Here is a 12,846-nt window from a genome sequence, read left to right as displayed (position 1 = left end):
GGGGGCCGCGCCGCGCAGGCTCAGTGGATGATCTGGCTGAGGAACAGCTTGGTGCGGTCGGATTGCGGGTTGTCGAAGAACTGGTCCGGCGGCGCCTGTTCGACGATCTCGCCCTTGTCCATGAAGATCACCCGGTTCGCCACGGTGCGGGCGAAGCCCATCTCGTGGGTCACGCAGAGCATGGTCATGCCGCTCTGGGCCAGGCCGATCATGGTGTCCAGTACCTCCTTGACCATTTCCGGGTCGAGCGCCGAGGTGGGTTCGTCGAACAGCATGATCTTCGGCTTCATGCACAGCGCCCGGGCGATGGCCACGCGCTGCTGCTGGCCGCCGGAGAGCTGCCCGGGGAACTTGCTCGCCTGCTCGGGGATGCGCACCCGCTCCAGGTAGTGCATGGCCACTTCCTCGGCCTCGCGCTTGGGCATCTTGCGCACCCACATCGGCGCCAGGATGCAGTTCTGCAGCACGGTCAGGTGCGGGAACAGGTTGAAGTGCTGGAACACCATGCCGACCTCGCTGCGGATCGCCTCGATCTGCTTGAGGTCGTTGGTCAGCTCGGTGCCGTCGACGATGATGCTGCCCTGCTGGTGCTCCTCCAGGCGGTTGATGCAGCGGATGGTGGTGGACTTGCCCGAACCGGACGGGCCGCAGAGGACGATGCGTTCGCCCTGGCGCACGGTGAGGTTGATGTCCTTGAGCACGTGGAACTGGCCGTACCACTTGTTCACGCCCTTCATCTCGATCATCACGTGATCGCCGATGGCCGGGACGGTCTTGTTGCTGGCTTCAGACATGATGACGAACTCCTAACGCTTGTGGCCGGTGTCCAGCTTGCGCTCCAGGTGCATGGAGTAGCGGGACATGCCGAAACAGAAGACCCAGTAGACCAGCGCGGCGAACACGTAGCCCTCGGTGGACATGCCCAGCCAGGCCGGGTCCGCGGTAGCGCGCTTGATGCTATTCAGGAAGTCGAACAGACCGATGATGATCACCAGGCTGGTGTCCTTGAACAGCGCGATGAAGGTGTTGACGATGCCGGGGATCACCAGCTTCAGGGCCTGGGGCAGGATCACCAGGCCCATCATCCGCCAGTAGCCCAGGCCCATGGCCGCGGCCGCCTCGTACTGGCCCTTGGGGATGGCCTGCATGCCGCCGCGGACCACCTCGGCGATGTAGGCGGCCTCGAACAGCACCACCATCACCATGGCACGCAGCAGCTTGTCGAGGTTCATGCCCTCGGGCAGGAACAGCGGCAGCATCACCGAGGACATGAACAGCACGGTGATCAGCGGCACGCCGCGCCAGAACTCGATGGTGGTGACGCACAGGACCTTGATCGCCGGCATCTTCGAGCGCCGCCCCAGGGCCAGCAGGATGCCCAGCGGCAGCGCCCCGGCGATGCCCACGGCGGCGATCACCACGGTCAGCATCAGGCCGCCCCATTGGCTGGTGGGCACGTTGTCCAGGCCGAGGAAGCCGCCGTGCAGCAGCCAGTAGGACACCAGCGGCAGCGCCAGCAGGTAGGCCAGGCCGTACTTGAGCTTGTACCGGAACTGGCGCAGGAACAGCGGCGCGGCGCCGACCACCACCAGCAGCACGTTGAGGTCCACCCGCCAGCGCAGCGCCTCGGGGTAGAAGCCGTACATGTACTGGCCGATGCGGGTGCTGATGAACACCCAGCAGGCGCCCTCGCGGCTGCAGTCGGCGCGGCTCTCGCCAACCCAGTCGGCCTTGAACACGGCCCATTCCAGCAGCGGCGGGACGATCAGCCAGATGACGTAGAGCCCGACCAGGGTCAGCAGGGTGTTGATCCAGCTGGAGAACAGGTTGGCGCGCAGCCAGCCGATGACCCCGACGCTGAGCGCCGGCGGCGGCAGATCGGGCTTGAAGGTATGGTTTGCCATGGCGTCCCCCTAGCGTTCGATCAGCGCGATGCGCTTGTTGTACCAGTTCATCAGCAGCGAGATGCTCAGGCTGATGGCCAGGTACACGCTCATGGTGATGGCCATGGTCTCGATGGCCTGGCCGGTCTGGTTGAGCACGGTGCCGGCGAACAGCGAGACCATGTCCGGGTAGCCGATGCCGGCGGCCAGCGAGGAGTTCTTCGCCAGGTTCAGGTACTGGCTGGTCAGCGGCGGCACTATCACCCGCAGCGCCTGCGGGATGATGATCAGCCGCAGCGTCTGCCCCGGGCGCAGGCCCAGGGAGCCGGCGGCCTCGGTCTGGCCGTGGCTGACCGCCTGGATGCCGGCGCGCACCGTCTCGCCGATGAAGGCGGCGGTGTAGATCGACAGCGCCAGGACGATGGACACCAGCTCCGGGATCACCACCCAGCCGCCGCGGAAGTTGAAGCCCTGCAGCACCGGCACGTCCCAGTGCACCGGCACGCCGGCCACCAGGATGGTCAGCGCCGGCAGCACGATCAGCGTGGCCAGGCCCGTGAGGAACACCGGGAAGGTCTTGCCGGTGGCGTGGCGGCGCACCTTGGCCCAGCGCCAGAGCACGGCCCAGGCGACGATGGCCAGGAGGACGGCGATGAGGAACGCCGGCAGCGCCTCGGTGGCCACCGGCGCCGGCATCTGCATGCCGCGGTTGTTGAAGAACAGCAGGCCGCCGACGCTCAGGCTCTGCCGCGGCCCGGGCAGTTGCGCGAGCACGGCGAAGTACCAGAAGAAGATCTGCAGCAGCGGCGGGATGTTGCGGAAGGTCTCGATGTACACCGTGGCGATCTTGCGCACCAGCCAGTTCGGCGACAGCCTGGCCACGCCGAGGATGAAGCCGATGATGGTCGCCAGGACGATGCCGATCACGGTCACCAGCAGGGTGTTGAGCAGGCCGACGAAGAACACCCGCCCGTAGGTGTCGGACTCGCTGTAGTCGATCAGGTGCTGGGAGATGCCGAAGCCGGCGCTGTTGCCCAGGAAGCCGAAGCCGGACTGGATGCCGCGGTGGGCAAGGTTGGTCTGGGTGTTGTCGAAGAGGAACCAGCCGAACGCCACCACGGCGACGACGGCGATGATCTGGAAGGCCCAGGCGCGCACGGCCGGGTCGCTGAGCGACAGGCCGCGCGGGCGCCGGGCTTTGACGGAATTCTGCATGTAAGCCCTCTCGCAGGCCGCCCCGGCGGGCACGGGGCTACGCCCGTGACCGCGCGGGGGACCTCACGTCGTTCGAAACAGGGCCCGCGCCCAGGATCCGGGCGCGGGCTGTGGGAGGTCAGCGCACCGGCGGTGCGTACTGCAGACCACCCTTGTTCCACAGGGCATTGAGGCCGCGCTTGATCTTCAGCTCGCTGCCTTCGCCGACGTTGCGCTCGAAGATCTCGCCGTAGTTGCCGACCTGCTTGACGATCTGCACCGCCCAGTCCTTCGGCAGCTTCAGGTCCTTGCCGTAGTCGCCCTCGGCGCCCAGCAGGCGGTTGATGTCGGGGTTCTTCGAGGACTTGGCCATCTGCTCGACGTTCTTCGAGTCGATCCCCAGCTCCTCGGCGTTGAGCATGGCGAACAGCGTCCAGCGGACGATGTCGAACCATTCCTCGTCACCCTGGCGCACGGCCGGGCCGAGGGGCTCCTTGGAGATCACTTCCGGCAGCACCACGTAGTCGTCCGGCTTGGCCAGCTTGATGCGCTGCGCGTAGAGCTGCGACTGGTCGGAGGTGAGCACGTCGCAACGCCCGGACTCCAGCGACTTGGCGCTTTCGTCGGAGGTGTCGTAGGTGATCGGGGTGTACTTGAGGTTGTTCGAGCGGAAGTAGTCGGACAGGTTCAGCTCGGTGGTGGTGCCGGCCTGGATGCACACGGTGGCGCCGTCCAGCTCCTTGGCGCTGCTCACGCCGAGCTTCTTGTTCACCAGGAAGCCCTGGCCGTCGTAGTAGGTCACGCCGGCGAAGTTCAGGCCCATGGCGCTGTCGCGGGAACTGGTCCAGGTGGTGTTGCGCGAGAGCACGTCGATCTCGCCGGACTGCAGCGCGGTAAAGCGCTCCTTGGCGGTCAGCGGAGTGAACTTGACCTTGCTGGCGTCACCGAAGACCGCGGCGGCGATGCCATGGCAGACATCGACGTCGATGCCCTTGTAGACCCCCTTGGAATCGGCATAGGAGAAGCCCGGCAGGCCGTCGCTGATGCCGCACTGCACGAAGCCCTTCTTCTTCACCGCGTCCAGGGTGGCGCCGGCCTGGGCCATGCCGCTGAGCCCGAGGACGCTCAGAGCGGTCAGCACCGCCAGTGTGGATTTCACCATCTTCATCGATCACCTCCAGTTTGCTTTTATTCGTGTTGGAGTCCCGGCCCACTCGCCCTTGTGAGGCGCCGCACGGTCTGCTCCGGACCTTGCATCGAAGTGGAAACCTTAGGTCAGTCTAGCCGGCTCTGCGGATACGTCCGCTTCGCCGCCCAGGCTGCCCCGCTCGCGGATGACGCGAGCCGGACGTATTGCGGGGGCCGCCCTCACCTTGGCGGCCTGTTCAATGGGCTGCCCGCCCCGCCGACGGCACTGGTTTCCGGATGGGGGTCGGATAGAGTGTTACGCCGGCGGGACGGATCGCAGCCTGGTGCCTGAGTTAGCAAGGGCCGTACCAGAATGCCTCCCGCCCCCCGTTTCGGCGAAGGTCAAGTCGATAAGTTATGGCAAAGCGACATCCTTTTCGCAGATTCGCCGATCCTTTTTCCGGTGTGCGCGCCTTTGCGGCGCACATGCCCCATCCTGGAGCCCCCGATGAGCCAACCCCTGCTACTCGAACCCACCCAGCCGGCCGACTCGTGCGTCATTTGGTTGCACGGCCTGGGCGCCGACCGTTACGACTTCGAGCCGGTGGCGCGCATGCTGCAGAAGGTCCTGCCGCGCACCCGCTTCATCCTGCCCCAGGCGCCCACCCGCCCGGTGACGGTGTTCAACGGCATGCCGGCGCCCAGCTGGTACGACATCAAGGCCATGGCGCCGGCCCGGGCCATCGACGAGGCGCAGCTGGACGCCTCGGCCGACGCGGTGATCGCGCTGATCGAGGGCCAGCTGGCCGAGGGCATCGCGCAGCGGCGCATCGTCCTGGCCGGCTTCTCCCAGGGCGGCGCGGTGGTGCTGCACACCGGCTACCTGCGCTGGCCGGGCGAGCTGGGCGGGGTCATGGCGCTGTCCACCTATGGCCCGACCTTCGACGACGACCTGCAACTGCCCGAGGCCAAGAAGCAGCAGCCGGCGCTGTGCCTGCACGGCACCTACGACGACGTGGTGGCGCCCGCCATGGGCCGCGCTGCCTACGACTTCCTCCTGCGGCAGGGCGTGGCCGTGCAGTGGCGCGACTACCCCATGGCCCACGAAGTCAGCAACCAGGAGATCGCCGACATCGCTGCCTGGCTGCGCGAGCGCCTGTGACGGCGCATTGCGGGCCTCTCGCGGGATAGTCGTCAGGCTGGGCCGACCGCTGGTCGGTCCACCACGCCAGCGAATTGCCAGTACGCAAAAGTCATTAATACTGAAGTTCCCGAAGGACGAACCAGACTACGGAGAGTCGTCGTGCCCCTCAGCGGAACCTGTCGAAAGCCCCCTCAGCCATGAAGCCGACACAGTGGCAGCAGGATATCCAGCAGTTGCGCCACCTCCGGCTGTTCCAGAACGTCGCCGGGACCGCCTTGCAGCGGCTGCTCAACGAATTCCGCGCGCTGGAGCTGGAGGCCGGCGAGGTCCTGCTTTCGCCCTTCAACCGCAACCACTTCCTCTACCTGGTGCTCGAAGGGCAGCTCAAGGTCTACCTCGGCTCCCTGGACAACTCCCCGGTGTCCACCCTGGGCAGCGGCGACTGCGCCGGGGAAATCAGCTTCATCGACCATGACCACCCGTCGGCCTACGTGGTGGCCACCGAGGCCACCCGCGTGCTGCGCCTGCACCGCGAGGCGCTGCTGAGCCTGTTCGAGCACTCCCCGCAATTGATGCAGAACCTGCTGGAGATGCTTTGCGCGCGGGTGCGCCAGGGCAACCGGATCATCCTCAACACCGAGCAGAACGCCAACATCGACACCCTCACCGGGCTGTTCAACCGGCGCTGGCTGGAGCACGTCTACGAGCGCGAGAGCACCCGCTGCGCGTTCAACGAGCAGCCGCTGGCGATGCTCATGCTGGATGTCGACCACTTCAAGGACTACAACGACCGCCACGGCCACCTGGCCGGCGACTACGCCCTCTGCCTGGTGGCCCACACCCTGCGCAGCCAGCTGCGGCCCAAGGACAGCATGGCGCGCTTCGGCGGCGAGGAATTCGTCATCCTGCTGCCGGAAGTGAGCCTGGACGAGGCCCGCGCCATCGGCGAGCGCCTGCGCATGAGCCTGGAGCAGATCGACTCCTTCTATTCCCCGCTGGGCGCCCTGCCCGGCGTCACCGTGTCCCTCGGCGTGGCCGAGATGCACCTGCAGGAAAGCCTGCAGGGCCTGCTGCGGCGCGCCGACGAGGCCCTGTACCGGGCCAAGCAGCACGGCCGCAACCGCCTCTGCGGCTGATCCACGGCAGGCTTTGGCCGACGCCCCCAACGCACGGATTTCGCCTGGCTGGCAACTTGCTTTACACTGGCGGCCGTTCAATCCTTAACCACTACGAGATCACCGTGCTCAAGGCACTCAAGAAAATCTTCGGCAAGGGCGAGGGCGAGCAGCCCGCCGCAACGCCCACCCCAGCCCCCTCCTCCCCCGCAGCCGCCAGCCAGGACGGCGAACAGCGCCCGCGCAAGCCGCGCGCTCCCCGCCCCGAAGGCGAACGCAACGACAAGCCGCCGCGCCCGCCCAAGGGCGACAAGCCGCGCGGCGAACGCCAGGACCGCGGCGGCGACCGCCCGGAGAAGGCCGAGCGCACCGACAAGCCGCCGCGCGAAAAAACCGAGAAGACCGAGCGCCCGCGCCGCGAGCGCAAGCCCAAGGCGCAGGTTGTGGACAACTGGAAGCTGGAAGACTTCGTGGTCGAGCCGGCCGAAGGCAAGACGCGCTTCCACGACTTCAACCTCGACCCGCGGCTGATGCACGCCATCCACGACCTCGGCTTCCCCTATTGCACGCCGATCCAGGCGCAGGTGCTGGGCTTCACCCTCAGGGGCCAGGACGCCATCGGCCGCGCCCAGACCGGCACCGGCAAGACCGCCGCCTTCCTCATCTCGATCATCACCCAGCTGCTGCAGACGCCGCCGCCCAAGGAACGCTACATGGGCGAGCCGCGCGCGCTGATCATCGCGCCGACCCGCGAGCTGGTGGTGCAGATCGCCAAGGACGCCGTGGGCCTGGCCAAGTACACCGGGCTGAACGTCATGAGCTTCGTCGGCGGCATGGACTTCGACAAGCAGCTCAAGACCCTCGAATCGCGCTACTGCGACATTCTCGTAGCCACCCCCGGCCGCCTGCTGGACTTCAACCAGCGCGGCGAGGTGCACCTGGACATGGTCGAGGTGATGGTGCTGGACGAGGCCGACCGCATGCTCGACATGGGCTTCATCCCCCAGGTCCGCCAGATCATCCGCCAGACCCCGTACAAGGGCGAGCGCCAGACCCTGCTGTTCTCCGCCACCTTCACCGACGACGTGATGAACCTGGCCAAGCAGTGGACCGTGGACCCGGCCATCGTCGAGATCGAGCCGGAGAACGTCGCCAGCGACACCGTCGAGCAGCACGTCTACGCCGTGGCCGGCAGCGACAAGTACAAGCTGCTGTACAACCTGATCGCGCAGAACGACTGGACCCGCGTGATGGTCTTCGCCAACCGCAAGGACGAGGTCCGCCGCATCGAGGAACGCCTGACCAAGGACGGCATCAGCGCCGCGCAGATGTCCGGCGACGTGCCGCAGCACAAGCGCATCAAGGTCCTGGAAGGCTTCCGCGAAGGCAAGATCCGCGTACTGGTGGCCACCGACGTGGCCGGCCGCGGCATCCACGTCGAAGCCATCAGCCACGTGATCAACTTCACCCTGCCGGAAGACCCGGACGACTACGTGCACCGCATCGGCCGTACCGGCCGCGCCGGCAGCACCGGCACCTCGATCAGCTTCGCCGGCGAGGACGACGCCTTCGCCCTGCCGCCGATCGAAGAGCTGCTGGGCCGCAAGATCACCTGCGAGATGCCGCCCGCCGAGCTGCTCAAGCCGGTGCCGCGCAAGCACTGATCCCCGCGCGAAACGGAAAAAGGCGAAGCCACGGGCTTCGCCTTTTTCGTTTCCGCCGGCGTTACGCCCGGTGACGCCAGGCGAGCGCGGTGACGCACCGGCGCGGTGCGCAACGCCCCATTCGTCCCGCCGGGTCCGCCGGGACGACGCCTCCCCTCTCCCCACCAAACAATGGCACCCGGCCATCGTCCTGCCTGGGCCCGGGGCTGATAGCCGAGCAGATAAACGAACGGCCTGATCGATTTTGTTTACGTTCGTAAATAAATTTGCACGCTTATTGCAGAATTTTTTACGACGCTCTTCAGAAAAGCCTTCGGAATCCCGCCCATGCCCTTGCGCGCCAAGCTCGCCCTCAGTTTCCTGCTCATCGGCCTCATCCCGGTGCTGGTCATGGCCATGGTGGTCTACCACCAGGCCAGCCGCGCCCTCGAAGAACAGAGCCTGAACGCCCTGGAGGCGGTGGCCAGCATCAAGCAGCGGCAGCTGATGGACGCCTGGCAGGCGCGCCACGACCAGCTCAGCAGCCTGGCCGGCAACCTCGGCGCCAACTACGCGGGGCTGGAGAGCGAGGCGCTGGTCACCACCGCCAACTATGACCGCCCGGTGTTCGAGAACTTCACCAAGACCTTCGGCTACCGCGAGCTGCGCCTGGTGGCCAGCGACGGCAGCGTGGTCTTCAGCCTGGGCCGCGGCGCCGACTACCAGCAGAACATGAACGCCGAGCAATGGCGCGACACGCCCTTCGGGCGCTTCGTCCGCGGCGCCCTGGGCAGCGGCAAGGCGAGCATCAGCGACCTGGAGCCGGCCCTGGACGACAAGCAACCGGTGCAATGGCTGGCCGCGCCGATCAAGGACCACGACAAGCTGCAGCTGCTGCTGGTGCTGGAACTGCCGCTGAAGGCGATCAACGACGTGATGCAGAGCCGCCAGGGCCTGGGCGAGGCCGGCGAGACCTACCTGGTGGGCGGCGACGGGCGCCTGCGTTCGGACTCGGCGCGTTTCGCCGACCATCGCGTGCGCCGCGCCGGCGACGCGCCCGCCGCCCTCCCCGGCCAGGCCAGCGAAAAGGCCCTGGCCGGCGAGCAGGGACGCCTGACCGAGCCCGGCCTGAGCGGCGCGACGGCGCTGAAGTCCTTCGTGCCGCTGAACCTCGACGGCCTGCACTGGGCGCTGGTGGCGGAAATGGACCAGGACCAGGCCTTCGCCCCGGTGCGCAAGCTGATGTGGCAGATGCTGGTGCTGGGCCTGCTGACCCTCGCCGGCGTGGCCGCCGGCACCTGGCTGGTCAGCCGCAGCGTGATGCGCCCGCTGGGCGGCGAACCGGCGAGCATGGCGGCCCTGGCCCAGCGCCTGGCCAACGGCGAGCTGAAGCTGGCCGGCGGCGCCGATGCCGCCAGCGGCCTGATGCAGGCCCTGCACGAGATGGCCGCGGCCTGGCGCCAGGTGGTCGAGCGCCTGCGCCAGGCCAGCGAGGCGGTGGGCGACGCCAGCGGCGACATCCTCGACGCCGCCGGACGCACCAGCAGCCACCTGGACCAGCAGCAGGAAGCCCTGGAAATGGTGGTCAGCGCCGTCGACCAGATGGCCGCCACCGTGCAGGAAATCGCCGGCAGCGCCAGCCGCAGCGCCGACGGCAGCGCGGCCGCGCGCGAGGCCTTCGTCACCATGCAGGGCACCCTGCAGCGCATGATCGGCCGCCAGGACCAGCTGCTCGCCGGCCTGCGCGACGCCGACCGGGTGGTGCAGGCCCTGGCCGGCGACAGCCAGCAGATCAACTCGGTGCTGGAGGTGATCCGCTCGATCGCCGAGCAGACCAACCTGCTGGCCCTGAACGCCGCCATCGAAGCCGCCCGCGCCGGCGACGCCGGCCGCGGCTTCGCCGTGGTCGCGGACGAAGTGCGCAGCCTGGCCCAGCGCACCCGCAGCGCCACCGACGAGATCGTCACCATAGTCGGCGCCCTCGGCGACTCCTCCACCCAGGCCCAGGCCAGCATGGGCGGCGCCAGCGAACAGGCGCGCACCCTGGAGCACAACACCCAGGCGGTGCTGGACTCCCTCGGCGCCCTCGACGAATCCCTGCAGGGCGTGCACGCCATGGCCTTCCAGATCGCCGCGGCGGCCGAACAGCAGGCGGCCACCACCCAGGAAGTGAACCAGCACATGCACCGCCTGAGCGACATGACCGCGGAAAACCGCAAGACCGCCGCGCACACCCGAGACTGTGGCGAGCACCTGCGCAAGGTGGCTGGGAGCCAGGAGGCGTTGGTGGCGCAGTTTCAGCTCTAGCACTCACCGGAAACGTCGGCGGCTTGGTTCAACGCCTTTCCCTCTCCCTGAAGGGAGAGGGGACCGTTGGGCAGACGCTGGTGCTCTGGAGTTAGCCGGCAACGCCGAAAGCTGCCGGATGAAACCTAGCCGTCTCTCGGCACGGACTGCCCCCTCTCCCTTCAGGGAGAGGGCTGGGGAGAGGGAACGGAGTCAACCCGAAACACAGCCGCCACCGGCAAGCACCATTCGCGAGCAAGCCCACTCCTACAGGCTGACGCCGAACCCCGCCAGAGCCCTCCATCCTTGCCGCCCCACCCCCAAAATTCCAGAATGGAAAAATCATCCATCCCGGAGCCCCGGCATGCCCATCACCCTTCCCCCGCCCGCGGCCACCCGCCTGACGCAGAGACGCCCATGACCGAGGTCGACTTCCTGATCATCGGCGCCGGTATCGCCGGCGCTTCCACCGGCTACTTCCTCGCGCCCCACGGCAAGGTCGCCGTGCTCGAACGCGAATCCCACGCCGGCTACCACTCCACCGGCCGCTCGGCGGCGCTGTATACCGTGGCCTACGGCACGCCCCAGGTACGCGCCCTGACCGCCGCCAGCCGGGCCTTCTTCGACGCCCCGCCGGAGGGCTTCGCCGAGCACCCGATCCTCAGCCCGCGCGGCGAGTTGATCGTGGACTTCGCGGGCGACGCCGAGGAACTGCGCCGCCAGTTCGAAAGCGCCCGCGCCAACGTGCCGGAGATGCGCCTGCTGGACGCCGACGAGGCCTACGCCATGGTCCCGGTGCTGCGCCGCGAGAAGGTCCACGGCGCGCTGTACGACCCCAGCGCCGCCGACATCGACACCGACGCCCTGCTGCAGGGCTACCTGCGCGGCATCCGCCGCAACGGCGGCAGCGTGCAGTTCGACAGCGAGGTGCTCGCCGCGGCCTATATCGACGGCCAATGGGAAGTGCGCACAGCCCAGCAGAGCTACCGCGCCCCCGTGCTGGTCAACGCCGCTGGCGCGTGGTGCGACAAGCTGGCCGAACTCGCCGGCGTCGCCCCGCTGGGCCTGCAGCCCAAGCGCCGCGCGGCTTTTCTCTTCGCCCCTCCCGAAGGCGTGGACAGTCATGCCTGGCCGGTGCTGGTAAGCCTGGACGAGTCCTTCTACTTCAAACCCGACGCCGGCCTGCTGCTCGGCTCGCCGGCCAACGCCGACGCGGTGGAGCCCCACGACGTGCAGCCCGAAGAGCTGGACATCGCCCTGGGCATCCATCGCATCGAGGAACACACCACGCTCAGCATCCGCCGCCCCAGCCACACCTGGGCCGGGCTACGCTCGTTCTTCGCCGATGGCGAGCTGGTGTCCGGCTACGACCCGCAGGCGCCCGGTTTCTACTGGGTGGCCGGCCAGGGCGGCTACGGCATCCAGACCTCGGCGGCCATGGGTCAGGCCAGCGCCGCGCTGATCCGTGCCGACGAGTTGCCCGAGGTGCTGGTGCGCCATGGGCTGAGTGCGGACGGGCTGGCTCCGGCGCGGCTAAAGCCAAGGTCAAGCGGCGGATAACCGCGAACGGTTATCCGCCCTACGCCGCACCAGCCGTGGCATTCCCCTGCACGCGATTCGCGGGCAGGGCCCGCTCCTACAGGTTGACGCCGGACTTCCCGCCGACGCCGGGCAGCCCCCTCTCCCTCTGGGAGAGGGTTGGGGTGAGGGGACGGAGCCAACCTGGCACACACAGCCACCGGCAAGCACCGTTCGCGAGCAAGCTCGCTCCTACAGGTTGACGCCAAACTTCCCACCGACGCCGAACGGCCCCCTCTCCCTTTGGGAGAGGGCTGGGGTGAGGGCAACGGAGCCCGCCCCCTCCGTACCCCCCTCCCCATTGTAGGAGCGCGCCCTGCGCGCGATTTCGCGGGCAGGGCCCGCTCCTACAGGGTGACGCCGAACTTCTCGCCGACGCCGAGCGGCCCCCTCTCCCTTTGGGAGAGGGCTGGGGTGAGGGAGCGGAGCCAGCCTGGCACACACAGCCGCCGGCAAGCACCGTACGCGAGCACGCGAAGACAGCCCCTTCCGCGTGGCCATGTCCGCGCACACCGGACGTTTCCCACCGTCCGGCGCGCCCATCCCGAATGGCCCGCCTGCGCGGTGGCCGGGAGAATGCGGGTTGGCCCATCCCGGGCCGATCCCTTTCCTGCTTGCGAGAGACAGCCATGAACGATCTGAAAGTACTCAACGAAAACGAAATCGACCAGGTAGCCGGCGGCTTCCTCTTCGGCATGCTGGGCGACCTGTTCGGCACTTCCGGCTCGCAGTCCGGCGGCCTGCTGGGCGGCGTGTTCAACGTGCTGCAGAACCTGCCGATCGTCGGTGGCCTGTTCGGCCTGGTCAACAGCATCTTCGGCGGCCTGTTCGGCGGCGGCTCCTCCAGCAACCCGCGCTGAACGCCAGGCGGCGGA

General features: G+C 68.0%; 9 protein-coding genes and 1 pseudogene. 6 read left to right on the top strand and 4 right to left on the bottom strand.

Annotation, left to right across the window (positions count from 1 at the left end):
- Positions 1-20 precede the first annotated feature (20 nt).
- From PM1_RS05540 to PM1_RS05525, 4 genes are all read right to left on the bottom strand, one after another.
- Positions 21-794 carry an amino acid ABC transporter ATP-binding protein gene (locus tag PM1_RS05540; protein ID WP_009616120.1) on the bottom strand — a complete coding sequence of 258 codons (774 nt, stop codon included), beginning with the start codon at positions 792-794 and terminating at the stop codon, positions 21-23.
- Positions 795-806: 12 nt separating this feature from the next.
- A complete protein-coding gene (locus tag PM1_RS05535) occupies positions 807-1,904 on the bottom strand; it encodes an amino acid ABC transporter permease (RefSeq protein ID WP_009616119.1) in 1,098 nt (365 codons plus the stop codon).
- A gap of 9 nt (positions 1,905-1,913) precedes the next feature.
- Complete coding sequence (locus PM1_RS05530; protein WP_009616118.1) at positions 1,914-3,098, bottom strand: amino acid ABC transporter permease; 1,185 nt, start codon at positions 3,096-3,098, stop codon at positions 1,914-1,916.
- A gap of 118 nt (positions 3,099-3,216) precedes the next feature.
- Complete coding sequence (locus PM1_RS05525; RefSeq protein WP_009616117.1) at positions 3,217-4,245, bottom strand: amino acid ABC transporter substrate-binding protein; 1,029 nt, start codon at positions 4,243-4,245, stop codon at positions 3,217-3,219.
- A 468-nt stretch (positions 4,246-4,713) separates the two neighbouring features.
- On the opposite strand from PM1_RS05525, the gene PM1_RS05520 reads away from it, so the two are divergent.
- The 6 genes and pseudogenes from PM1_RS05520 (at position 4,714) to PM1_RS05495 (ending at position 12,831) form a co-directional block, all read left to right on the top strand.
- A complete protein-coding gene (locus PM1_RS05520) occupies positions 4,714-5,367 on the top strand; it encodes an alpha/beta hydrolase (RefSeq protein WP_009616116.1) in 654 nt (217 codons plus the stop codon).
- Between the two features lie 179 nt (positions 5,368-5,546).
- Entirely contained in the window at positions 5,547-6,485 is a 939-nt protein-coding gene (locus tag PM1_RS05515; RefSeq protein WP_009616115.1) for a GGDEF domain-containing protein, read from the top strand.
- Between the two features lie 104 nt (positions 6,486-6,589).
- Positions 6,590-8,128, top strand: coding sequence for an ATP-dependent RNA helicase RhlB (rhlB, locus tag PM1_RS05510; RefSeq protein ID WP_009616114.1), 1,539 nt, complete (start codon positions 6,590-6,592; stop codon positions 8,126-8,128).
- A 1,776-nt stretch (positions 8,129-9,904) separates the two neighbouring features.
- Positions 9,905-10,414 (top strand): annotated as a pseudogene (locus tag PM1_RS31290) (methyl-accepting chemotaxis protein); the annotation flags it as partial.
- Between the two features lie 396 nt (positions 10,415-10,810).
- Entirely contained in the window at positions 10,811-11,953 is a 1,143-nt protein-coding gene (locus tag PM1_RS05500) for an NAD(P)/FAD-dependent oxidoreductase (protein WP_009616112.1), read from the top strand.
- A 647-nt stretch (positions 11,954-12,600) separates the two neighbouring features.
- Positions 12,601-12,831 carry a hypothetical protein gene (locus tag PM1_RS05495; protein WP_009616111.1) on the top strand — a complete coding sequence of 77 codons (231 nt, stop codon included), beginning with the start codon at positions 12,601-12,603 and terminating at the stop codon, positions 12,829-12,831.
- Positions 12,832-12,846: the final 15 nt, after the last annotated feature.

The organism is Pseudomonas sp. M1, assembly GCF_022760135.1.
GTDB classification, from domain to species: Bacteria; Pseudomonadota; Gammaproteobacteria; order Pseudomonadales; family Pseudomonadaceae; genus Pseudomonas; species Pseudomonas citronellolis.
The sequence above is the reverse complement of the archived record's forward strand: the minus strand, read 5'-3'. Positions and strand labels throughout refer to the sequence as shown.